General features: G+C 70.1%; 21 protein-coding genes. 13 read left to right on the top strand and 8 right to left on the bottom strand.

Annotation, left to right across the window (positions count from 1 at the left end):
• Positions 1 to 191: 191 nt before the first annotated feature.
• Entirely contained in the window at positions 192 to 1,295 is a 1,104-nt protein-coding gene (locus tag ABT078_RS29825) for an NsdA family TPR-like regulatory protein (RefSeq protein WP_351233100.1), read from the bottom strand.
• Positions 1,296 to 1,417: 122 nt separating this feature from the next.
• Here ABT078_RS29825 and ABT078_RS29830 point away from each other — a divergent pair, with 122 nt between their 5' ends.
• From ABT078_RS29830 to ABT078_RS29845, 4 genes are all read left to right on the top strand, one after another.
• Positions 1,418 to 1,648 (top strand): hypothetical protein, encoded by a 231-nt coding sequence (locus ABT078_RS29830; protein ID WP_351233227.1) that lies wholly within the window; start codon positions 1,418 to 1,420, stop codon positions 1,646 to 1,648.
• Positions 1,649 to 2,015: 367 nt separating this feature from the next.
• Complete coding sequence (locus tag ABT078_RS29835) at positions 2,016 to 2,420, top strand: GntR family transcriptional regulator (protein WP_351233102.1); 405 nt, start codon at positions 2,016 to 2,018, stop codon at positions 2,418 to 2,420.
• Entirely contained in the window at positions 2,417 to 3,313 is an 897-nt protein-coding gene (locus ABT078_RS29840) for an ABC transporter ATP-binding protein (protein ID WP_351233104.1), read from the top strand. The genes ABT078_RS29835 and ABT078_RS29840 overlap by 4 nt, the downstream gene beginning before the upstream one ends.
• Positions 3,310 to 4,320: an ABC-2 membrane transporter-related protein gene (locus ABT078_RS29845; protein WP_351233106.1), complete on the top strand. Its 1,011-nt coding sequence runs from the start codon at positions 3,310 to 3,312 to the stop codon at positions 4,318 to 4,320. The genes ABT078_RS29840 and ABT078_RS29845 overlap by 4 nt, the downstream gene beginning before the upstream one ends.
• A 126-nt stretch (positions 4,321 to 4,446) precedes the next feature.
• Here ABT078_RS29845 and ABT078_RS29850 read toward each other — a convergent pair whose 3' ends face one another.
• The gene (locus ABT078_RS29850) at positions 4,447 to 4,971 is read right to left on the bottom strand and encodes a hypothetical protein (protein ID WP_351233108.1); all 525 of its coding nucleotides are present in this window, start codon (positions 4,969 to 4,971) and stop codon (positions 4,447 to 4,449) included.
• Entirely contained in the window at positions 4,968 to 8,099 is a 3,132-nt protein-coding gene (locus ABT078_RS29855; protein WP_351233110.1) for a M36 family metallopeptidase, read from the bottom strand. The genes ABT078_RS29850 and ABT078_RS29855 overlap by 4 nt, the downstream gene beginning before the upstream one ends.
• 302 nt (positions 8,100 to 8,401) lie before the next feature.
• On the opposite strand from ABT078_RS29855, the gene ABT078_RS29860 reads away from it, so the two are divergent.
• From ABT078_RS29860 to ABT078_RS29870, 3 genes are all read left to right on the top strand, one after another.
• The gene (locus ABT078_RS29860; RefSeq protein WP_351233112.1) at positions 8,402 to 9,211 is read left to right on the top strand and encodes an N-formylglutamate amidohydrolase; all 810 of its coding nucleotides are present in this window, start codon (positions 8,402 to 8,404) and stop codon (positions 9,209 to 9,211) included.
• Between the two features lie 461 nt (positions 9,212 to 9,672).
• Positions 9,673 to 10,833 (top strand): RNA-guided endonuclease InsQ/TnpB family protein, encoded by a 1,161-nt coding sequence (locus ABT078_RS29865; protein WP_351233114.1) that lies wholly within the window; start codon positions 9,673 to 9,675, stop codon positions 10,831 to 10,833.
• 153 nt (positions 10,834 to 10,986) lie between these two features.
• Positions 10,987 to 11,349, top strand: coding sequence for an aminoglycoside adenylyltransferase (locus ABT078_RS29870; protein WP_351233116.1), 363 nt, complete (start codon positions 10,987 to 10,989; stop codon positions 11,347 to 11,349).
• Between the two features lie 248 nt (positions 11,350 to 11,597).
• On the opposite strand, the gene ABT078_RS29880 is transcribed toward ABT078_RS29870, so the two are convergent.
• Entirely contained in the window at positions 11,598 to 12,197 is a 600-nt protein-coding gene (locus ABT078_RS29880) for an HD domain-containing protein (protein WP_351233118.1), read from the bottom strand.
• Between the two features lie 309 nt (positions 12,198 to 12,506).
• Between ABT078_RS29880 and ABT078_RS29885 the strand changes: the two genes are divergently transcribed.
• Both ABT078_RS29885 and ABT078_RS29890 read left to right on the top strand, forming a co-directional pair.
• The gene (locus tag ABT078_RS29885; protein ID WP_351233120.1) at positions 12,507 to 13,577 is read left to right on the top strand and encodes a Dyp-type peroxidase; all 1,071 of its coding nucleotides are present in this window, start codon (positions 12,507 to 12,509) and stop codon (positions 13,575 to 13,577) included.
• Positions 13,558 to 14,376 (top strand): family 1 encapsulin nanocompartment shell protein, encoded by an 819-nt coding sequence (locus tag ABT078_RS29890; protein WP_351233122.1) that lies wholly within the window; start codon positions 13,558 to 13,560, stop codon positions 14,374 to 14,376. Before ABT078_RS29885 ends, ABT078_RS29890 begins: the two co-directional genes overlap by 20 nt.
• Positions 14,377 to 14,532: 156 nt before the next feature.
• Here ABT078_RS29890 and ABT078_RS29895 read toward each other — a convergent pair whose 3' ends face one another.
• Positions 14,533 to 15,273: a YoaK family protein gene (locus ABT078_RS29895; protein ID WP_351233124.1), complete on the bottom strand. Its 741-nt coding sequence runs from the start codon at positions 15,271 to 15,273 to the stop codon at positions 14,533 to 14,535.
• A gap of 456 nt (positions 15,274 to 15,729) precedes the next feature.
• Here ABT078_RS29895 and ABT078_RS29900 point away from each other — a divergent pair, with 456 nt between their 5' ends.
• From ABT078_RS29900 to ABT078_RS29915, 4 genes are all read left to right on the top strand, one after another.
• The gene (locus tag ABT078_RS29900) at positions 15,730 to 16,992 is read left to right on the top strand and encodes a ricin-type beta-trefoil lectin domain protein (RefSeq protein ID WP_351233126.1); all 1,263 of its coding nucleotides are present in this window, start codon (positions 15,730 to 15,732) and stop codon (positions 16,990 to 16,992) included.
• Between the two features lie 81 nt (positions 16,993 to 17,073).
• The gene (locus ABT078_RS29905; RefSeq protein ID WP_351233128.1) at positions 17,074 to 17,205 is read left to right on the top strand and encodes a hypothetical protein; all 132 of its coding nucleotides are present in this window, start codon (positions 17,074 to 17,076) and stop codon (positions 17,203 to 17,205) included.
• A gap of 19 nt (positions 17,206 to 17,224) precedes the next feature.
• Positions 17,225 to 17,734, top strand: a complete 510-nt coding sequence (locus ABT078_RS29910) for a DinB family protein (RefSeq protein ID WP_351233130.1) — start codon at positions 17,225 to 17,227, stop codon at positions 17,732 to 17,734.
• Between the two features lie 643 nt (positions 17,735 to 18,377).
• Positions 18,378 to 19,229, top strand: a complete 852-nt coding sequence (locus ABT078_RS29915) for an NmrA/HSCARG family protein (RefSeq protein WP_351233132.1) — start codon at positions 18,378 to 18,380, stop codon at positions 19,227 to 19,229.
• Between the two features lie 214 nt (positions 19,230 to 19,443).
• Here ABT078_RS29915 and ABT078_RS29920 read toward each other — a convergent pair whose 3' ends face one another.
• From ABT078_RS29920 to ABT078_RS29930, 3 genes are all read right to left on the bottom strand, one after another.
• Positions 19,444 to 20,241, bottom strand: a complete 798-nt coding sequence (locus ABT078_RS29920; RefSeq protein WP_351233134.1) for an MIP/aquaporin family protein — start codon at positions 20,239 to 20,241, stop codon at positions 19,444 to 19,446.
• A gap of 36 nt (positions 20,242 to 20,277) precedes the next feature.
• Positions 20,278 to 22,164: an amidohydrolase gene (locus tag ABT078_RS29925; RefSeq protein ID WP_351233136.1), complete on the bottom strand. Its 1,887-nt coding sequence runs from the start codon at positions 22,162 to 22,164 to the stop codon at positions 20,278 to 20,280.
• Positions 22,165 to 22,263: 99 nt separating this feature from the next.
• On the bottom strand, positions 22,264 to 22,974 hold the full coding sequence (locus ABT078_RS29930) for a YoaK family protein (RefSeq protein WP_351233138.1): 711 nt from the start codon (positions 22,972 to 22,974) through the stop codon (positions 22,264 to 22,266).
• Positions 22,975 to 23,077 lie beyond the last annotated feature (103 nt).

Genomic DNA, 23,077 nt, shown 5'->3' on the forward strand with positions numbered 1-23,077 from the left:
CCTGAGAGAGGCGTTCGATTGCGACTACTCCGAGATCGCTGAGATCCTTCAGCTCGGTGTCGTCGACGCGCGGAAGATCGTGAGCCGTACTCGTAGGCGCTTGGCCGAGCAGCGAGAAATGAGTTGGCACGGCGAGACACCGACGCCTCGCGGACGGCCTCGCCGTAACGGCTCGAACGGGGGTTCTGGCCTCACGGTAAGCCTTGCTGACCCCAGACGCCCTCAGTCCGTCCTACAACAACCGCATGACGGGCGCTGCTCGTCCACCTGTCCCGGGCCGTGCGCACGTAAACAGTCTGGCGACCGTGATCCGCGGTGATGGCAGCCCCCGGGGTGGTCGAGGCCAACGGCAGTACTGACCTTGATAATCGGCGATGGGCTTCGCCGATCGCCTCATGGGCAGCGCCCCCGTTGCCCAGTGAGGCATGCGCAAAAGCTTCCCGCATGGAGAGCATCGACAGGACACGCGGCGTGGTGCCGAGGGCGGCACGGGCCTCGTCCTGGGCCGCGTTGACGAAGGCCAGGGCGCCCGCCGGCTTGTCCTGATAGGTCGCCTGCAAGCTCAAGCAGGACAGCACGTTGGCCATGAAATGCCGGTCGTCGATCTCCCTGGCAAATTGCAGCGCCTCGGTGAAGTACGCACGGGCCTGGTTGAACTGGCGCGCGTCGAAGTACGTCCAGCCGGTGAGGCGTGCCAGCTCGGCCGCCACCCCGTACAACCCGTGCCGAATGGGCGCTGGTCGGTTCTCCTTCAAGAGCCCGACGACATATCTGAGCTGTCCGACTACAGCCGGCCGGAGAGCTTCGCCGCCGTGCTGGTCGTCCCGTCGCCAGTAATCCTCGATCGAGGATTGGAGCGCCTGAAGGGTCGACGGACTGGGACTCGTTCGCGCGGTGAGGGCAAGGATGCTGTCGACATCGGCACCCGGCAGAGCAGCGGGTGCGGGCGGCTCCGGTTCCGCCGCCTGCGGTGGTTCTCGTTCGGCGAGCGCGAGGGCTGCGGGAGTCTCCCAGGACCGACGGGAGAGTCCGAGCATGTGTCCTGGGATGCGTAAGCCGTCCGCGATGCGCTCAATGACGTCCATGTGCAGCAACTGGCGGCGCCCTGCCATCACTTCGCCGACGCGGCTGGGGGTCATGTCGCAGCGCCGGGCGATCATCGACGGGTAGATGCCCGCGTGCGTTTTCACCAGCAGGAAGACTTTGGCGAAGTCCCGGGCTCGACACGCCTCGATCATCTGAGGATCGGTGAGAAGCCTGACAGGAAGCTCCTGCGGACGAGACGGCTCGCGCATCGGCAAGCTCCCTGACGAGGGCTACGCAACGTCGCTAGTTCTCTACCTCCTGTGATCTTACCCAAGTTGGGTAATCAGTCGGACCTTCTGACGGTGTTGCATCAGTGGCGATCCTGCTGGGCATGACGAGCAAGCAGCAGACCGGACCAGGTATCGGCGAACTGGGTAAGGACGCGGCCAGTGGGCGTATCGGTGTCGTCATGGGGAAGGTCGGAGGGCGCGCGCAGATGCGGCCGGTGCGCGGCGGCGTCGAGTGGGACGCCTTGCCCGGCAATGTTGTGGCGCTCAAGGCGCGCGAGGAATTGAGCGCACGCTTGGCCGTCAGGAACGGCAACAGCCGGGTCGGTCTGTGATGCGCGTCATCGGCCGGTACGCCGGAGTCCTGTTCATCATCGGCATCAGCGCCTCGTGCGGCCTGGTGCTCGGGATGGCTCTCGGAACCAGCCGTTAGAGCGTCCGCCCTGGACGGATGCCACGCAATGGCTCCCCCGTTCCCGTTCAGTGCGGGCCAACCTTGCCCGCCCCTGGTCGCTTTTGAGCAGAGCTCGGCGGCCAGCTCGCGGCGCAACTGCCAAGCATCGCCACATACAAGGAGAGGGGCGAGGTCTGGCGAGCGCCAACCTTGTGCGGTTGCCCCCCTCGGTGCCGGCGGCCGGCGCCGCAGTGCACGCCTTGCCGAACGGCCGACGTAGAGAGCTATAGTGCTAGGCAACTAGATAAATGGAGGAACCGGTGATTGAGTTCCACCTGAACGGCCGGTCCGGCCTGTCCCCGTACCAGCAGCTGGTCCAGCAGGTTCGGCATGCTCTGCGCCTGGGCCTGCTGAAGGAGGGGGACCGGCTGCCGACGGTCAAGGACGTGGCGAAGCAGATGGCGGTCAACCCGAACACAGTGCTCAAGGCGTACCGCGAGCTGGAGCACGACGGTCTGGTGGCCGCCCGTCCCGGCGTCGGAACGTTCGTGACCCGGACGCTGGCCGACGCCACGCTCGCCGCGCACGGACCGCTGCGCAAGGACCTGCAGCGCTGGCTGACCAAGGCCCGCCTGGCCGGGCTCGACGACGAGAGCATCGAGGCGCTGTTCATGAATACATTTCGTGACGCCGCCGGAGAGGACGTAGCGTGAGCGCTGTCTTGCGAGCCCAGGGCCTGGGCAAGAGGTACAAGCAGCGCTGGGCGCTGCAGAACTGCGACCTGGACGTTCCCGCCGGCCGGGTTGTGGGCCTGGTCGGCCCCAACGGCGCAGGCAAGTCGACCTTGTTGAACCTGGCCTCCGGCATGCTCACCCCGACAGCAGGCACCATCGAGGTGTGCGGTGGCCGTCCTGCCGAGGGTGTGGAACAGCTCGCCAAGGTCGGCTTCGTCGCCCAGGACACCCCGACCTACGCCGCGCTGAGCGTCGCCGACCACCTCGACTTCGGCAAGCGCCTCAACCCGAACTGGGACGACGGCCTGGCGCGCGACCGGATCCGTCGCCTCGGTCTGGACCCCAAGCAGCGGGCCGGCAAGCTGTCCGGCGGCCAGCGCGCGCAGCTCGCTCTCACCCTGGGCGTCGCCAAGCGCCCGGAACTGCTCATCCTGGACGAGCCGGTCGCGGCCCTGGACCCGCTCGCCCGACGGGAGTTCATGCAGGACCTGATGGAGGCCGTCGCCGAGCACGAGCTGAGCGTCGTGCTCTCCTCCCACCTGGTCTCCGACGTGGAGCGGTCCTGCGACTACGTCATCGTCCTGGTCGACTCCCGGGTGCAGGTGGCCGGCGACATCGACGACCTGGTCGCCTGCCACCACCGGCTCACCGGACCGCGCCGGGACCCGGACACGCTGCCGGCCGGTGTGCACGTCATCACCGCCAGCCACACCGAACGGCAGACCACCCTCCTGGTGCGCACCGACACCGCGGTCCACGATCCGTCCTGGACCGTCAGCCCGCTCGGTCTGGAAGACATTGTCCTGGCCTACATGACCCGGCCCGCCGATGCGGTACGTGACACCCGACCTGCGCTGGAGGTACTCCGATGATCTGGCTGACCTGGCGCCAGTTCCGCACCCAGGCCGCCGTGATGTTTGCCGCGGTGGCTGCTTTCGCCGCCACCCTCGCGGGCACCGGCCCGCAGCTGGCCGACCTCTACCGAGCTGCCGGCAGCAGCCTGGTGGACCAGATCTCCAGTTCGGACCAGACCCTCTACTACACCGGACTGATGGTCGTACTTGCCGTGCCGGCGGTCATCGGGATGTTCTGGGGCGCGCCACTGGTCTCCCGTGAACTGGAGACCGGCACCCACTACCTCGCGTGGAACCAGGGCGTCACCCGCACGCGCTGGCTGGCGACCAAGCTGGGCCTTGGTGCGGCGGCCGCCATGACCGCTGCCGGACTGGCCTCACTCGCGGTGAGCTGGTGGAGCAGCCCCATCGACCGGGCTGTCAACGGCGGGGGCGCGACGGACACGTACTTCCCGCGGCTCGACCCCGTGGCCTTCGCCGCACGGGGTGTCGTCCCCATGGCCCATGCCGCCTTCGCCTTCGTCCTGGGCGTGGCCCTCGGCGTCCTCATCCGCCGCACCCTGCCCGCGATGGCCACCACGTTCGCCCTCTACGCCGCAGTCCAGATCGTCGTGCCGATGTGGATCCGGCCCCACCTGGCCGCCACGGACCGGACCACCGTGCCGATCGAGCCCGGCGGCGCCCCCATCAGCGTCCAGGAGGGCGCCAAGCAGGTCGTCGCGCACCTCGAAGAAGTGCCCGGGGCCTGGGTCACCTCCCAACAGACGCTGAACGCGGCCGGTCAGCCGGCCCCCGTGCCGTCGTCCTTCGCCGACTGCCTGCACACCGAGTCGGGCCCGCCCACCCTGCAGCAATTCGAAGGCTGCATCGCCGACCTCGGCGCCCAGGGCTACAAGCAGCAGGTGACGTACCAGCCCGCCGGCAACTTCTGGGCCCTTCAATGGGCCGAGACGGGGCTCTACCTCGGCCTCGCCCTGGCCCTGACCGGGTTCTGCGCCTGGTGGATCCGCCGCCGACTGACCTGACAGACGCCAGTCCCACTACGGGAGTAACCGCGAGGGGCAGCCGGGACCCGGCTGCCCCTCGCGGCGTCGCCGCAGCCGGCCCGCGATTCCAGCCCGTCCGAGACGGACACACCGCCCCTCTCCCCCTCAGCGGCTGACGCGAACGGTGATGCGCACATCCAGCGGGCCGGACCGTCCCGTGCCCGTGGTGCGTACGACAGTCTCGCCCGGGCGCTCGGCGCGGAGCTCCCACTCGCGGTAGCCGGGGTCGGACTCGTACGCGACGGGTACGAGTGTGACGGCGCGGCCGCTGGTCGACGGGGTCTCCCACCGCAGGCGGCTGTCGAGCCGCAGCGGCACCGTCGCTCCCACGGCGAGCGTGACGGTCAGCCCGCTGTCGGCCTCGGTGAGGACGGTCGGCGGCGGGGCGGGTGACGACGGAGAAGGCGAGTCCGAGGGCGAGCCCGGCGGTGAACCGGAACCCGAAGGGGACGGCGGGAGGGGCGTCGGGGGGCCGGTTGTCGGTGGGGCCGTCGACGGATCGGGGGCCGGGGTCACGGAGGTGCTGCCCTGAGCCGGGTCGTCGTCCGGGGACCCGCTCGTGCAGGCGGTCGCCGCCGCCCCGAGGAGCAGGGCGGCGGCGATCGCACACAGCGCGCGTGCCTTCGTCATACGAGCGGCACGTTGATGCAGGTCAGGATGGATGCCTGCCGGGCGAGTTCGGCACTGGTCGCGTCCGGGTCCAGGCGTACCTTCTCGGCGTTCTGCACCGCCTCCAGGAACGGGGTGTCCGCCTTCAGGTCACCGTCGGTGTCGACCAGCTCGTCGGCGTCGAAGGCACCGTTGGCAAAGTTCAGCCAGGCGGCGAGCAGCTGGCGGTCGAAGGCACGCTTGGGGTTCAGCAGCGTGAGGAAGAGCGTGCTCGCCGCCTTCTCCTGCGTGGACACGTCGACGAGCTCCGAGAAGACCGCGCTCGAGTGCTCGACGATCTTCAGATAGCAGTCGAGCCGTTCCTTGCCGAGCCCGGAGAGGTCCCCGGTCAGGTACTTGACGTACCAGATGTCGGCGAGGAGGGACAGCGGCGCGTTGCCCTGCACGATCAGCGGGACACCGTCGGAGCCGGTGCCTCCGTCGTCGTCGCGGGCGGTGAACGACAGCTGGTACAGGCACGGCTTGTCGTACGTGTGTGCCTGGTTGTCCGTCACATCGCGCGGCTGGACGCTCGGGCTGCGGACGGGGTCGGGGTTGGGCGGGTTGACCAGCGAGGTGGTCGCGGTGTTCGGCGAGCCGTCGCCCCATGACCAGGTCATGGTCTCGTCGTCGCTGCCGGGGTCGGTCACGCGCGCGGCGTACGTCTCCTCCTTGCCCGCGTGCACGACGAGCGTCCTGCCTCCGGCGAGTTGAACGGCCTCCGACGTGTCGATCGCCGCGGTCGGGTCGACGTTCGCCACCGTGATCTCGGCGTCGCGGCAGGTCGTGGTGTCGTCGTCGCTGCCGCACACCTTCACTGTGAAGGTGCCGTTGTCGCCGAAGACGATCTGCCGGCTGAAGGTGAGCGTGGCGTCCGGTCGGTCGTTCTCCAGCTGCCCCGGCAAGGGTACGGGCTTGCCGTCACCGGGATCGATGGTGGCCGTGAGCGGGTCGAGCCAGCCGGGGTCGGTGACCGTACCGCTGACGGTGAGCTTCCCGCCCTCCTCGCGCGGCCCGGCGACGGTGAAGCTGATCGCGGGCGCGACGTTGGTGACGGTCACGGTGGCGGTGTCCGTGTCGGCTCCGGCGGCGTTGGAGACCCGCAGGCCCACGGTGTACGTGCCGTCCTGGCCGACGCGGTCGAACACCGGGTTGATGCCCGTGGCGTCGTCGTAGGCGCCGTCGCCGTCGAAGTCCCAGGCGTACGCCCCGCCGCCGCCCGGGCTGGTGCTGCCGCTCGCGTCGAGCCGTACGTCCGTGCCCTCCCGGGTGGTGTACGGGCCGCCCGCGTCGGCGGTGGGCCGGCAGGCGGCGGGGAAGTCGGTGGCCGGATCGGCCTGGTCCTGGCTTGGTGACGTGGCGCTCGCGCCCATGCCGCGCCGGGCGAAGACGCCCCACAGCAGACACTGGTCGGCGCCGCCGTACGTGGCGCGGTCCGCGGCGAGGATGCCGTTGCGGGCGTCGAGGAAGTCCGGTGCGGACGGGGTCAGCTTCATGCCGTCGACCATGAGCTGTTCGTGCCGCTGCTTGCCACCCGCCGCGCCGTGGGCCCCGATCAGCGCGGTACGCATGTCCCACATGGCGGTGGCCCAGATCTCTCCGTCGTCGTGGACCTGGCACGAGCCGTCGTCGCACAGGTCGCCGTAGGTGAGCGTGCTGTTGTCGTAGGCGACACGGCGCACACCCGTCGGCTCGCCGTTGTTGTACTCGCCGTAGACCGGGTCGCTCCACATCGATGTGGCGACCGCGTCGCTCCAGCCCTCCCCGAGGGCTCCGGTCTGCTCGCCGTCGCCCATGTCGCCGCCGCCGACGAGGCGGTGGGACAGTCCGTGGCTGTACTCGTGGGCGACGGTGTCGCCGTTCATCCCGCGGTGGGTGTTGTGGTTGCCGCACGAGGCCCGGCCGACGAAGAGCCGCATGGTCGGGTTCTGGCCGTCCGCCGGGGTGCCGAAGTTCGCGTTGCAGGCGGCGTCCCCGTTGGCGTTGAAGTCGACGTACACCTGGACGCGGTCGCCGCCGGCGCCGCCCTGCCCGAGGTTGTCCTCCTGGAAGTTGCCGGATGCCTCGTCGAACCCGAGCCCGTAGAGGAAGTCGTGCATGCGGTTGGTGTAGTAGAAGGCCTGCGTGACGACCGCGTCCCGGTCGGTCGTGAGGTCCGTGCCCCCGCTGCTGCGGAACGCGTCGGTGAAGGTGTAGGTGAAGTGCTGGTACGCCGGGTCGCCCGCGGCCGGGGTCTGCGGCTGGTAGCCGAGTGACTCCTGCCCGTCCGGATTGTGCGACACCTCGGCGTTGTTGCCGGTGGTGACCCGCCCGGACACCCAGGACCGGCCGAGCCCGCTGAACGGTACGACGGTGGCGGCTCCCGTCGTCGGGTTCTGCCCGGTGAAGACGCGGCCCTCCGGTCCCTCGTTGTGCGTGAGGTCGTTGCGGAGCAGGATCCGGCCGTCCTCGGCGTCGACGACGGTGTCGTACAGATGCCCGTTCCGGGCGGTGAGCGTGGTCCGCCAGGCGGGCCGGGCGGTGCCGTCCGCGAGCGGGAAGGTGACGCGCTCGGCGGTGACGGTCCCTCGGGGCTCGTCCGTACCGACGGCGCCCGCGGCGCGCTTCACGGCAGCGCCCTTGTCCAGCGGGGCGGTTGCGCCGGCGCGCGCCCCGGGAACGAGGCTTCCGGTGGCGGTGAGGATCCGGCCGTCCTTGTCGACGGCGACCTGGAGGCGGGCCCCGTGCACGGGTACGCCCCGGTCGGTCTGCCCGATGAACACGTGCCGTACCCCGTTGTGTTTCGTCCGGTACGACTTGACGATCTCCAGGCCTTCGAGGTCGGACGCGGAGAGCCCGTACAGGTCGGCGTGCTCACGGAGATACGCGAGGGCGAGGGCCTGCGGGTCGCCGCTCCTGGCGGCACCGAGCGCCTTGTCCTTCCCGAGCGGCGACACCGTCCGCGGCGTGCCGTACCGGCCCCAGCGCACGGCGGCGCCGTCCAACTCCTGCGCCGCGCGCAGCTGTGCGGCCTCGGGCGGGACGCGCGTGTCTCCGCGTACGTCGATGTTGGGATACGGCCGGTCCTGTCGCTCGTCGCCGTGCCCGGCCGTGTCTCTCTCCTGGCTCACGCGATCCGCGTCGGCCGTGACGGCGGCCACCGGCACCACCGTTGTCGCAGGCAGCGCCAGTAACGCCGCCCCTAGGATGAGTGCCCGGGCCCTGGCCCGGGCCCCACTTGCGCGCATGGACAGCATCGCCCTTCCCCCGTTCCCCCGTTGTCCGCATCCACTGGCAGTGGACCCCGGCCACGGTAGGTGGACATGACAATCCACGGGAAGGGCACGGCGAAGGCTGGCCGGAATACGACTCGGACGAGAATTCGACTACAGAACCAGTGCCGCGACGCGCCAAGAAGAGGACACCACCACCCATGAACGAGACACCCCGGCCCTTCCACCTCCTCCCCGGCGCCGACGACTCCCCCGTCCTCCTCCACGTCCCGCACTCCTCCCGGGCCGTCCCCGAAGCGGTCCGCCGAGGAATCGTCCTGGACGACCGCGCACTCGAGCGCGAACTGGACCACATCACCGACGCCCACACGGCCGAACTCGCCGCCGCGGCGGCCGAGGCCGCGCCGCTCACGCCCTGGCGGTTCGTCAACGGCCTCTCGCGCCTCGTCGTCGACCCCGAGCGATTCCCCGACGAGCGCGAGGAGATGCTCGCCGTCGGCATGGGCGCGGTGTACACCCGGACCACGCACCGCGAGCCGCTCCGGTCATCGGAGACCGACCCGCAGCCCCTGATCGACCGCTACTTCCGTCCCTACACCGACGCGATGACCGCGGCGGTGGCCGACCGGCTCGCCGCGACCGGCCGAGCGGTGGTCATCGACGTCCACTCGTATCCGACCGAGCCGCTGCCGTACGAACTCCACGGCGAAGGACCACGCCCGCCGATCTGCCTCGGAACCGACCCCTTCCACACACCGGCCTCCCTTCTCGGCCTCGCCGAAAAGGCGTTCGCGGGCTTCGGCGGCACGGGCATCGACAGCCCTTTCGCCGGCACCTACGTGCCCCTGGAGCACTACGGCAAGGACCACCGGGTCAGCGCGCTGATGATCGAGATCCGCCGCGACGTCTACATGCGCGAGCCCGGCGGCCCCGCGGGCCCCGGCATCACCGCGCTGGCCGCGGCGCTCACGGAACTGGTCACCGCGGTGACCCGGCCGGCGACGCGGTAGAAGCGGTGGAAACCGCCCGGCGAACGGCCCGATGCGGCGGCGGTTCCACCACTCACCGCGGTCATGGGCCAGGCGCCCCGCGCGGCCGCCGCATAGCCTGCTCGGCCATGGACGTGACACGCGCCGACCGGCAGCTGCGCCTCATCTCCGAGGTGACGCAGTTGGCCGATGCCCTCGACGTCGCCGTATGGCTGCGCGGGGGCTGGGCCATGGACTTCTAACTCGGCGAATTCACCTGATTTCTCCCAGGAGGCCCGGGCCTTCAGGCCGGGGAGGCATGGGTGCTTGGAGCGGAGCCGCGGAGCGGCGGAGTTCGCTCCGTGTCTGTCGTGACCTGTGCTTTCGGCTGTTGACAGAACAACTAGAAGACAGCCCAGCAGGGCGTCAGTCAGTGGTAGAGCCACAGCCGCCGAGAACCGGCTACGAGTATCAATGTCAGTGGTGGAGGTTAGGTTGAAGGGGTGAAGGTCGTGGTGCAGGTGAAACTGCTGCCGTCGCCCGAGGTGGCGGCGGCTTTGGCGGCGACCCTGGCCGTGTGCAACCGGGCGGCCGATGCCGCATCGGCGGTGGCGCACAAGACGGGCACCACCACCCGCAACGAGCTGCAAAAGCTCGTCTACGCCCGCTTGAAGGCGGAGTTCGGGCTGGCTGCCCAACCGGCCGTACGCACGGTGAAGAAGGTCGTGGACGCCTACGCCACGTTGCGCGCCAACATCCGGGCGGGAAACCTGGGTCCGGCCGCATCGAAGCGGCGCAGGCGCGCGGAGTCGAAGCCGATCGTTTTCCGGCCTGATGCGGCCCAGCCGTACGACGACCGGATCCTGTCCTGGCAGCACGACGCGCAGACGGTCAGCATCTGGACCGTGGCCGGGCGAATCAAGAACGTCCGGTACACCGGGCACCCCGACCAGTTGGCGATGCTCGAGAAATTCCGGCGGGGCGAGTCGGATCTCGTGCACCGGGACGGCATGTGGTTCCTGATCGCCACCTGCGAGATTCCCGAAGCGCCGCTCAACACCGACCCGGTGGACTGGGTCGGCGTGGACCGGGGCATCGCCAACCTCGCCACCACGTCCGACGGGACCAACTACCAGGGCCGCCGCCTTGGCCGCTACCGGCGCTGGCACGCCCGCAAGCGAGCCGAACTCCAGGCGAAGCAGACCCGCTCCGCCACCAGGCGAGCCAAACGCCGGGCGAAGAAGGAAGCCCGGCACGCTACTCATGTCAACCACAGGATCAGCAAGGAGATCGTGGCCGTCGCACAACGCACCGGACGCGGAATCGCCCTCGAAGAACTGAGTGGCATCCGTGACCGGGTACGGCCTTTCCGCGACCAGCGGGCCGCGCTCTCCTCCTGGCCGTTCCACCAGCTCGAAGAACACCTCCGCTACAAGGCCCGGCGGGCCGGAGTGCCGGTGATCTGGGTGGACGCCCACTACACCTCGCAGATGTGCCCCAGATGCGGGCACACCGCAAGAAACAACCGTCCCGTCCGGGACACCTTCTCCTGTCGTCGGTGCGGGCTCGCCGGCCCCGCCGACCACGTCGCCGGGGTCAACGTGCGCAACCGCGCACGCTCGGCGTGGGTTCTCGTCAACGGACCCGTACCACAAAGGACCTGAACACCTCCTTTCGCTGGTAGATGCGACCCGTGACCGCCCCGTCGTAGGGGGCAGTCGGGAGCGCGACAAGGCGCAAACGACAGAGCCAACACGCTCGGTCGTTTACGGCCGAGAAGTTGACTCGCGACCACGAGGGCGGAGCACGCGGCCGAGTTGACCGAGGGGCTGCTGCGGCGCGGCTTCGAACCGGTGCCCGGACCACCGCCCGATCTGCAGGTGGACTTCGCCAAGGACGGCCTCGACAGCAGCTTCACGTTCGTCGCCGAGGACGTGACGGGGCGCCTGGTGGTCGCGGGCGGCCCCTGGGCCGGTGCGCCCTGGCCGCAGGGAATGCTCGACGCGGAGCACGGGCGTATCGGTGCGCTGCGATGTGCCGTCGTCAGCCCCGAGGCCCAGATCGAGATCAAGGAGATGATGCCGGTGTGGGTTCCCGGCTTGCCGAGGCGGGCCAAGGATGCCGAGGACATCGCCCGGCTGAGGGCCGCGCTGGGCGAACGGGGCGCACGGCCGAAGTAGGCCGGCCGCCCGGGTGCGAACCCGCGTGTTCCCCGTCGCCCAGCCTGCAGGTGCTCGTACAGGCCGCCGCCCGCACCCGGGACGCGGACACGGCGACCGCGCGCCGCCGTGTCCCCACCGCCGAGTCGATCGCCGAACAGAGCATCGCCGAGGCCCGCCGCTTCACCTGCGACCTGGCACCGTCCGACCCGGTCGGGGTCCCGGCGGCCCGGCCGGGCGCGGTGCTCGCCGTCCGGATCCCCCGAGCCTCAGGCGTGCACCGGGAACGACGCCTGGAAGGCCAGCCGCTGGTCCGCGCCCTCACCGATGGCGCCCAGCAGTTCGTCCAGGGCGAGGTACTCCTCCCAGCGCGCACGGCCGGTCGACTCGGCGAGCCGTGAGATCACCAGGTCCTCGAGATCCGGGACCCGCTTGTTCTTCCATACCTTGTCGGCCGTGCTGACCAGCAGGTCCTCGAGCGTCGCATCCGGGGCCGTCCACGACGCGTGGGTCCCGGCGAACCGGGCCAGGTGCGGGGCGAAGCCGTGGTCCAGGAGCAGTTGCCGCCCGGCCTCCTCGTGCAGGGCCCCGGGTCCGGAGAGTTCGGCGATGTACACGGTCTTGCCGATGTCGTGCGTGGCCGCCCCGAAGAGCACGGCCTCGCGGTCGACGTCGAGGTGCGGATATCGGTCGGCCACCCACGCGACGAGTCGGTGCGCGACATCGTGGACGGCCCGCAGATGGGCGGCCAGGCGCGGCGGTGCCTGCACGCGGTGCAGGAGCTGCTCCGCGGGCCGGGGTAGGAGCCGCAACGGCGGGTCGCCCGGGTCGCCCAGGGCTCGGGAGAGCAAATCGGGTGGCGCGGTCATCGCGCCACGCTACTGTCCCGCCGCGCGCACCCTTTTTCGCGCACCTGTGTCGGCAGTGGCGTGCCGCGGCGCCGCGGCCTTCAGGGCCACCGTTCGGGCCCGCCCGACGCGTACGGACAACCGGGGGGCCCGGGCTGCGGTGGCAGGTGCCGGAGTACCCGTCTTACAGTGAAAAGGGCGTTTCCCTTCGGTTTCCGCCACGCCGTCGACCGAGGTACGTGCACCGGGACGGTGAGGAGCGAGGGGACATGCGCCGACTTCGACCGTGCCGGCGGGCCCCGCTCGCGACGACCGGGAAGAGGTGTGGCCATGGCCGGACTCCCCGAGGAACCGGTGCCCCAGACTGTGCTGTCCCCCCTGACGGCTGCGGCGATCTTTCTGGTGATGACGGTCGATCCAGGGGGCGAGCCCGCGGTGCGGAAGCTGCTGTCCGACCTGATGGGACTGCAGCGGGCCGTCGGCTTCCGGGCAACCAGCGGGAAGCTCAGCTGTGTCGCAGGCATCGGATCACGGGTATGGGGGCGCCTGTTCGCCGGGCCGCGCCCGGCGGAGCTGCACACCTTTCGTGAACTGGTCGGAGCCAGGCACCGCGCGGTGTCGACGCCCGGTGACCTGCTCTTCCACATCCGTGCCGAGCGGCTGGATCTGTGCTTCGGCCTGGCCGCCGAGATCATGGATGGTCTTCAGGGCGCGGTCACGGTGCGCGACGAGGTGCAGGGGTTCATGTACTTCGACATGCGTGACCTGCTCGGATTCGTCGACGGAACCGAGAACCCGGTGGGGCCGGCGGCGAGAGGGGCGGTCCTGGTCGGCGACGAGGACCCGCAGTTCACCGGAGGCAGTTATGTGATCGTGCAGAAGTACCTCCACGATCTGCAGGCGTGGAACGCCCTGCCGGTGGAAGCGCAGGAGATGGCGGTCGGACGGAGGAAGCTGTCCGACATCGAACTGGACGACGAGATCAAACCGGCCGATTCCCATGTCGCCCTGACCACTGTCGTCGATCCTGATGGGACGAAGCACGAGATCCTTCGGGACAACATGCCCTTCGGGAGCGTCGGACAGGGCGAATTCGGTACGTACTTCATCGGGTACGCCCGTACCCCGGCAGTGACCGAGACGATGCTGGAGCGCATGTTCCTGGGCGAGCCGCCGGCGTCCCACGACCGCATCCTGGACTTCTCCACCGCGGTCACCGGTTCGCTGTTCTACGTGCCGACCACCGACTTCCTCGACAATCTTCCCGATCCGCCCGGCACGGGCGCGTACTCCGAGGCCCACACGGCGACGGTGTCCGACGCCGGAGCGCGCCCCTCGGACGTTTCCCTGAGGATCGGCGACATGAAGGCGAGCACCGCCGATGAACAACCTGCACCGTGAACTGGCGCCCATCTCCACTGCCGCCTGGGCCGACTTGGAGGAGGAGGCGCGACGTACGTTCAAGCGCCATGTGGCCGGGCGACGGATCGTCGACGTTCCCGAGCAGGGCGGCCTTGAGCTGTCCGCGGTGGGCACCGGGCATCTGGATGGCGTGGACGCACCGGCCGAGGGGGTCATCGCCCACGTCCGCTGCGCGCAGCCGATCGTGGAGCTCCGCGTTCCCTTCACCGTCGATCGCCGACAGGTCGACGACGTCGCACGCGGGGCCAAGGACGCGGACTGGCAGCCGGTCAAGGACGCTGCCCGGCAGATTGCGTTCGCCGAGGACCGTGCGGTGTTCGAAGGTTATGCCGCCGCGGGCATCGCCGGCCTGCGCGAGAGCTCCTCGAACCCCGCCCTGACCCTGCCGGCCGAGGTACGCGAGTACCCGAACGCCATCAGCCAGGCCATGACCGCACTGCGGCTGGCGGGTGTCGGCGGCGAGTACATGCTGGCGCTCAGCGCCGAGGCGTACACCGCAGTCAGCGAGACCTCCGACTACGGTTACCCGATCATCAAGCACCTCGCGCGGCTGCTGGACGGCGAGATCATCTGGGCGCCCGCCATCGACGGGGCCTTTCTGGTGTCCACGCGGGGCGGCGACTTCGAGCTGTGCCTCGGCCAGGACGTGTCCATCGGCTACCTGTCGCACGACGACCGGAACATACGGCTGTACTTCCAGGAGACGCTGACCTTCCTGGTGTACACGAGTGAGGCCGTGGTGGCCCTGGAGGCGTCGTCACCGCCGGCCGCCGTGTGATCTCCGGAGGCGGACTGGCGCGGCAGGGACGGACACGGCGCACGAAGGCGCCGTGTGCGCAGCGGTCCGCCGACGTGCGCCACGGGTGGCGGTCGCGGGTCTCGGTGGTACTGGACGGTGTTCCGCACCGGTGTCCATGGGAACCGCTCCAACTGATCAGCCGCTCTCCTCCACCCGTTCCTGGATGAATGCCGTAGCGGTCACCACGACGGCAGCGACCAGCACCATCGGCAGGACCGGCGCCCACAGGGGCGCGAACCGCAGCAGCAGGGCGCCGGCCGTGGCGCCGCACAGGAACGCCGCCAACCGGGCGGCGGCCGCGGCGGCGAACCGGTGCGGCTCACCGCCGAGGGCGCGGGCGAGGCCGGTCAACGTACCGGTCAGGTAGGTGGTCGACGCCCCCGGCACACCGGAGCTGCTCGTCACCGCGCTCTGCACTCCCATCGCGGCGCCGGCCGCCGCGAGGAAGAGCAGGCCGGCGCCGGCGCCGGGGTGCCCCTCGGTGGCGGGCCACCCGCCTGCGACACCGGCGAGCAGCGCCAGCTCGGCCGTCACGATCAGGCTTGTTCGCCGGTACCAGCCCGCGCCGCGACGGCCCAGCCCGGCAGTGGCGGCCGCAACGCCCAGGGCATAGCACCCGACCGCCACCGTCGCGCCCGCCGCCAGCCGGCCGTCCAGGGCTACGAGGGCACGGCCGAGTTGGACGAGGTTGCCGGTGATGACACTGGCGAACACACCGTCAAGTCCCGTCACACACACGGCATCGAGGCTGCCGGCCGCCGCCGTGAGCATCGCGAGGAGGCGTACGACCCGTCGCTCGGGCAGCACCGCCGCGCCCGGCTCCGCCGGTGTGTCGTCGGGTCGGTCGCCTGTCGACTCGTCGCTTCGTCGATTCATCGTTCGCGGTGTTCCGGGAGGGACGGTCCGTTGCTCTGCGCTTGTCGCATCCCGTATCTCCCTCTCATGACGTCCCCTTCGCGCTCGTCCCGATGAGTCTGCACTCCAGGCGCCCGGCCGCGGCGGACGACACCGGGCATCGTCCGGGTCCGTGGCACCGGATTCGCCCGCCTTCGGTTGTCCCTGTGGGGTGGGGGTGGTACATCACTCCGGAGAGCGCTCTCAGCGCGTCGCCACGGCTGCGCGGGGAGCGCTCTTTCGCCCAGGACCTTTCGCGGACGCGCACGCGCCGCTCCACGCGTTGACAGGGCCCCATCAAGAGAGTTCACTCCCTGAAGGCTGGTACAGACCAGCGCCGGAATTCCCGCCAACCAGTGCACGATCGCCAACCACCGCTCCCCCGGCCCGGTTGGCGTCCCCACACCAGGAATCGAGGCACCCCCCATGTCACTCCGCATGCACAGGCGCCCGTTACGGATGCACAGGCGCCCGTTCCGCGCCATCGCCCTGACGGTCGCGGCACTGACCGCCGCACTGAGCTGGGCACCCAGCTCAACGGCGGCTCCCACCCCCACGATTCAAGCCGTGAACTTCGAGGACAACTTCGACGGTCCCGCCGGAGCAGCCGTCGACGGATCCAAGTGGCAGATCGAGACCGGCGACAACGTTGCCAACCACGAGCGCCAGTACTACACCCCGGGCAACGCCAACGCCGCGCTCAACGGCCAGGGACAACTGGTCATCACGGCCCGCCGCGAGAACCCCGGCAACTACTCGTGCTGGTACGGCCGGTGCGAGTACACCTCCGCCCGGCTCAACACGGCGGGCCGCTTCACCCAGACCTACGGGCACGTCGAGGCCCGGATGAAGGTCCCGCGCGGCCAGGGCATGTGGCCCGCGTTCTGGATGCTCGGCAGCGACATCGGCGATGTCGGCTGGCCGAACAGCGGCGAGATCGACATCATGGAGAACGTCGGCTTCGAGCCGGGCACCGTGCACGGCACCCTCCACGGCCCCGGCTACTTCGGCAGCGGCGGCATCGGCGCCGCCTACTCCCTGCCCGGCGGCCAGGCCTTCGCCGACGCCTTCCACACCTTCGCCGTCGACTGGACACCCGACGCCATCACCTGGTCCGTGGACGGCAACGTCTACCAGCGCCGCACCCCCGCCGACCTCGGCGGCCGGCAGTGGGTCTTCAACAAGCCCTTCTTCCTCATCCTCAACCTCGCCGTCGGCGGCTACTGGCCCGGCGACCCGGACGGCTCGACCGTCTTCCCCCAGCAACTCGTCGTCGACTACGTACGCGTCACCACATCCGACGGCGGCGGGGGCACGAGCGGAACGCTCAGGGGCCTCGCCGGCAAATGCCTGGACGTCGCCGGCGCCAACGCCGCCAACGGCACGCCGGTGCAGCTCTACGGCTGCAACGGCACCGCCGCCCAGCGCTGGACGGTGGGCACCGACGGCACCGTCCGAGCGCTCGGCAAGTGCCTCGACGCGGCGGCCGCGGGCACGGCGAACGGCACCCGCGTCCAGCTGTGGGACTGCAACGGCACGGGCGCGCAGAGATGGGCGTACAACGCGTCGACCAACGACGTGGTCAATCTGACGGCGAACAAGTGCCTGGACGTGCTGGACAACAATCCGGCGGACGGGACGCCGACACAGATCTGGACCTGCACGGGCGCCGGCAACCAGAAGTGGTCGCTGGTCACCTAGGGCCACCGGGCGACACTGCGCGATGCCCGTACGGCCGCCCGCCGTACGGGCATCGCGCGTGTACGTGCCCGGAGCGCCGGCGTGGAACTCCCCGGAGCGCAGCACACGTTCGACTTGTTCCACTCCCTGCGCTTCGAAGCAGTCGTCAACGCCGTGGAAGCCATCGTCGCCTGGATGCGCTCCACGCAGGTGGGACCTCGAAACAGGAGCTGACCAGCTTATCGTTGCGGTCATGGTCTTCCACCCGTCGGCGGAACCCGCCGCCTTCCACGGAGCGCTCCGCGATCAGTTCGAGGCATTCCTCGAGGAGCATCGATCCATGCTGCACGACAGCCTGAACGGGCTGACCGAAGAGCAGGCACGCCGGTCGCTGGTCACGTCCAAGACCACGCTGCTCGGCCTGGTCAAGCACGCCACGTTCGTCGAGAAGGTCTGGTTCGATGAGGCGATCACCTGCCGATCCCGTACTGAAATCGGCATTCCCGACTCGCCGGACGAGTCGTTCGACCTCCACGACGGCGACACGATCGCCACAGTCCAGCGTGCCTACCAGCAGGCATGCGCGGAGTCCCGTCGCGCCACGGCACATTTGACGCTGGACGAACTCGTACGGGGCAATCGCCGGGGTCCACTGCCGCTGCGTTGGATCTACCTCCACACGCTGCGCGAACTGGCCCAGCACTGCGGCCACGCCGACATCCTTCGCGAGCAAGTCCTCAGCGACACGACACGCCGCGACTGAATCGGGGACTGTCCGTGCGACACCCCGGTCAGGCTCGCACGTCCTGAAACGGTCCGTCTCACACAGCCGGCGGGTGACCCCAACGGCACGAGCGAGAATTCGGTTCGGCTACCACCTGGCAGTGCCTTGTCGGGTGGCGTCGCAGGACCGGGGTGACGGCACACGTGGGCACGTCAGAAGACGGACACTCCCAGCACCCCGCCACGAGCAGGGAAGCGGCCGGCAGGCTCCAGCCCGTACCGAGGGAGATCCCTGCCTTCGCCTCGACCTGACGTTTGGCCGGTCCGGAGTTCGGCGCGTCATGGACCAGGCTCACTGAGTCCCCGATCCCAGGGAAGTCGGGTGCGGCCTCCACGACCCAGCGCATCGCGCGGCCGTCGAGGACGGCGTACACACAGACCAGCCTTCTCGGACCGGCGAGCCCGGACAATCGCCGCAGCGCCGCGCACAGGCGGCAGTAACGCCCACGGCTTCATGGCGATAAAAGTTCTTCGACCGGGCTGAGAGCAGCGACACCCCCTGACGGGTAAAGGGATCCTGCGTCCGCGCCGCCGCGCATGCGCGTGCCGCCTGCCACGAACAAATACGGTTGGTGCCGCCGCTGACGGTCCATTGCTCATGCCCACAACGAGGGAGCTCTTTGATGATTGATAAGCCTGTTCTGGTGCTTGCCGCGACCGGCGGACAGGGCAAGGCCGTGACCGGCGCGTTGTTGGGTCGCGACGCCAGGGTGCGGGCGATGGTTCGGGACCCCGAGCGAGAGTCCGCGCGCCGACTGGCCGATCAGGGTGTGGACCTTGTGGCGGGTTCCCTGAGTGACCGCGGAACCCTCGCCGCAGCGATGGACGGGGTGGCGGGGGTCTTCGCCTACACCACTCCCTTTGAAGCCGGCTTGGACGCCGAGGTCGCCCAGGGGCAGGCAATCCTCGCTGCCGCCGGCGAGAAGTACGTACCGCATTTGGTGTTCAGCTCGGTGGCCGGGGCCGACAAAGGAAGCGGCGTACCGCATTTCGACAGTAAGGCCCGCATTGAAGCCGAGCTGGACTCCAGCGATGTGCCATATACGATTCTGGGTCCCACGTATTTCTTCGACAACGCCCTTGGCGGAGCGGAGCGCATCCTCGGCGGGGTGCTCGACCTGCCGCTCCCCTCCGACAGGCCGTTGCAGCAGCTTGCCCGCGCCGACCATGGTGCTTTCGCGGCCGAGGTGCTGCTCAACCCCGCCCCCTACGTGGGCCGGCGTATTGAGCTGGCGAGCGATGCACCCACCCCGGCACACATGGCAGCCGCGCTGAGCGCCGCCCTGGGACGGGAAGTCCGGCATGAGTACCTACCGCTGGAGGCGGTCGGCGATCCGGACATGCACGCAATGTGGGCGTTTCTCAACGGACCCGGTTACCGCGTCGACATCCCTGTGCTGCATGCGGCCCACCCGGGAATCGCCTGGACCAGCTTCGCCGACTGGGCGCAACTCACGTTCACTGCCGCCCACTGAGCCCGGGTGCGCCGCAGGCGGGGACTGTGTCGATCGTGCGCTCCTGGAGGAGGTCGGGAAGCGGGCAGCGCGGCCGGGGAAGGAGGAGCTGGGCGCGGACTTCTCCGCCCGGTCGTCGGTGCCGGGTACGAAGCCACGCAGGCGGCCGCCCTGCGTATGCCCGAATCCCGCCGGTCTCAGCAGGTCGATTTACCAGCGACAACAAACGTCAAGCTCAGTCTCTGGCGACGGTCTCGGGGTGGTGCAGCGGGGTCCCGCCGGGGCGGGCGCCGTGCAGGCGGTGGGTGCGCACCTGGCGGTGTCCGAAGCAGAGGTCCCGTACGACCGGTGCCAGGACGGCGCCGAGCATCGGGGCGAGCAGATAGACCCACAGGAAGGCGTACTGTCCGGCGGCCAGCGCCGGGCCGAACTGGCGAGCGGGGTTGAGGCTGCCGCCGGTGCTCGTGCCCAGCAGGGCGATGGACAGGCCGACGAGCAGGCCCACCAGGTAGGGGATGAAGTGCGTCAGCCGGTGCACCGACAGGAACAGCCCCACGACGAGCACGAGGACGCCCATGGACGCCGTCTCCGCCAAGAAGAGCCCCGTGGCCGACCAGCCGGGGGCGGGCTGCAGGGCGGCGTAGGCCACCTGGGGAGCGCCGACGGCGCTGCCCCACACGCCCCGCGCCGCGAGCACGCCGAGCAGGGATCCGGCGAGCTGAGCCACGATGTAGGGCGTCACGGCCGCGCCGGGGAAGACCCCGAAGCGCCACATGGCCAGGGAGATCGCCGGGTTCATGTGGCCGCCGGACTGCTTGCCGGGAGGGCTGAGGATGAGCCCGGCGACAAGGAGGCCGACGGCCACACCCACGACGACCAGCTTCAGGTGGATCCCGGGGATCGCGTCGGAGACGGCGGACGGTCCGATGACCCAGCGCACGATGGTCGTCACGCCGAACAGCAGGACGAAGGTGAGCAGGAACTCCTGGGCGCTGTGCCGGAAGGCCGAGGAGGGTGCGTTGGGGTCGTTCATGGGGGCTCCTGATGTGCTGTGCGTGGATTCCCGGGATCAGAGGGCGAAGCAGGTGTCGAAGATCTCGGTGGGCTCTTCGGGGGTGAATCCGCGCTGGGCGCGCCACTGGCGGTGCTGCTCGGATTCGGCGACAACCTGGCCGAGGAGTTCGGCCTGGCGGGCGCCGGAGATGCTGGGCTTGACGGTGGCCTGGTAGCCGCCGAAGTGGGCGACTGGGCTCCATTGCGGGCTGATCACGGGGAGTTCCTCGTCCAGGCCCTCGTATGCGCCGGCCGCGTAGACGATGCGGCCGCCGACAACGGTCAGCAGGGACTCGATGTGCGGGATGTCCTGCTCCGGCACGGTGAAGAAGTCGTCGGAGAGGACGGCCAGGTCACCGTAGTAGCCCGGGCGCAGGACGCCCTTGACGTCGTCCTCGCCGGTCAGCTTCGCGCCGCCCTGGGTGTAGAGGGCCAGTGCGGTCTCGCGGTCGACTCGGTTGCCGGGCGAGTGGATGGTGAGGTCGCCGACGGTCTTGCCGGAGACGAGCCAGTGCAGGGCGACCCAGGGGTTGTAGGAGGAGACGCGGGTGGCGTCCGTGCCGGCGCCCACGGTCAGCCCGCGCTCCAGCATGGCCCGCACGGGTGGGGCCTGCTCGGCTGCGGCGGCGCCGTAGCGGCGGACGAACGCCTCGCCCTGGAAGGAGAGCCGGTTCTGGATGGACAGTGCCCCGCCGAGTGCGGCGATGCGGTCCAGACTCTCCGGGGTGACGGTCTCGGCGTGGTCGAACAGCCAGCGGTTGCCGGCCGGGAACAGCCCCTCGGCGGCGAGCTTCTCGAAGACCGCCAGGTCGCGCCGGATGGTCTCGTCGTAGGTGGCGTGCAGGCGGAAGCCCCAGCCGTTCTCCGACAGCAGGCGGACGGCCTCCTCGAACTCGGCTTCGTAGTTGCCGAGCTGGGGGCGGGGTTCGGTGAAGTTCTCGAAGTCGGCCGCCGCCCAGGTGAGGTTCTCACCGGCGCCGTTGAGGCGCAGCCACTCGTCGCCGTCGCCGGGCCGGACCATCCCGATCCAGCGCTTGAGGTCGGCGAGTTCCTGGCCCACGGTCTGGGGGAAGAGGTGGTAGGCGATCCGCAAGGACAGCCTGCCCTCCTTGGCCAGGTCGGTGACGGTGCCGTAGTTGTCGGGGAAGTTCTGGAAGCCGCCTGCGGCGTCGATGGCGGAGGTCAGGCCGAACCGGTTGAGCTCGCGCAGGAAGTGCAGCGTGGAGGTCTTCTTGTCCTCGCCCTCCAGCACCGGGGCCTTGGCCAGCGTCGAGTACAGGATCAGCGCGCTGGGCGCGGCCAGCAGGAGCCCGGTGGGCTCGCCGTCGCGTCCGCGGACGATCTGCCCGCCCTTGGGGTCGGGGGTGTCCTTGGTGAACCCGGCTGCCTTCAGCGCGGCGCGGTTGAGGATCGCGGACTGGTAGAGGTGCAGCACGAAGACGGGGGTGTCCGGGGCCGCGGCGTTCAGCTCCGCGACCGTGGGCAGGTGGCGTTCGGCGAACTGGTCCGCGGTCCAGCCGCCCACCACCCGCACCCACTGCCCCTTGGGGGTACGGCCCGCCTGCTCGCGCAGCATCGCCAGCGCCTGCCGCAGTGACGGCACGCCGTCCCAGCGCAGTTCGAGGACGTAGTTGAGTCCGCCGCGGATGACGTGCAGGTGTGAGTCGTTGAGGCCGGGGACGACTCTGCGGCCGAGTGCGTCGACCACCCGGGTCCGTGGCCCGACAAATGGTGCGACGTCGGCGTCGTCGCCGACGGCGGTGATGCGGCCGTCCCGGATGGCGACCGCGCCGGCCTGCGGGCGGGCGGGGTCGGCGGTGTAGACCTTCGCGTTACGGACCACTACGTCAGCGGCGGCGTCGGTGGCGACGGGGACCAGCCCGCCGACGGGAATCGTAGCCATGGGAATCTCCCGAAAGTAGGTCAAGGGGTGTGGGGTGGGGTTGCGGTGGGCGCTTTGCGGCCGCGGGGCCTGGACGGTCGCCTGCGGCGTTCGGTCCGCTCACGCGCTGCGGGGCTGCGCCGCGGGGATGCGGAGGAGTACGAGGGCCGTGGCCGCGACGCTCACGGCGCTGATGAGCAAGGGCCAGCCCAGTCCGTGATGCAGCACGAGCCAGGCTCCCAGCAGGGCACCGGCGAGTATGGCGAGGACCGCGATGATGCGGCGGGCGGCCCCGCGGTTGGTGCCGCCCGCGAGTGAGGAGTCGAAGGCCAGCCCGGTGACGGTGAGGGTGAGCACGGTGGTGGTCATGTCCGGCACTGCCAGCTTGCGTATGGTGCCGTTGCGTATGCCCATGGCCACCGCCGTCAGGACGATCAGCGGGTAGCGCGCCTGGTGCGGGACGGCGAACGCCACGGCCGCGGCAATGAGCAGGAGCACCGCCTCGACGGCCAGGGAGATGCAGAGCCAGCGGTGGGGCGGATACTGACGCAATGCCAGTGTCAGGCGTCCCGCGACGACCGCTCCACCGAGGAACGCGGCGAGGGAGACCAGGGACGCGAGAAGCGAGAAGCCCGGAGCCCCGGCCGCGGCGAACGCGATGATGACGACGTTGCCGGTCATGTTCGCGGTGAAGACCTGGCCGAGTCCCAGGTAGCTGATCGCGTCGACGAGTCCGGTGACGACGGTGAGCGCGGTGAGTGGGACGCGCAGTCGATCGCCGTGGGCCGGTGCGTGCCGGGGACCGTGGTTGTCGGGGGTGCTGCCGTTCACGGCGGGTGGGGCTCCTTCGAACGGTGCGCTGTGCCGCTGCCCGGGACATGAGGCCCCGGTGGGCTGCCTGGTGAGGGCCCGTCGGCCTCGGTCGGCGGTTCCG

The sequence above is a fragment of the Streptomyces sp. NPDC002133 genome (assembly GCF_040296405.1).
In the GTDB taxonomy this organism is placed as follows: Bacteria; Actinomycetota; Actinomycetes; order Streptomycetales; family Streptomycetaceae; genus Streptomyces.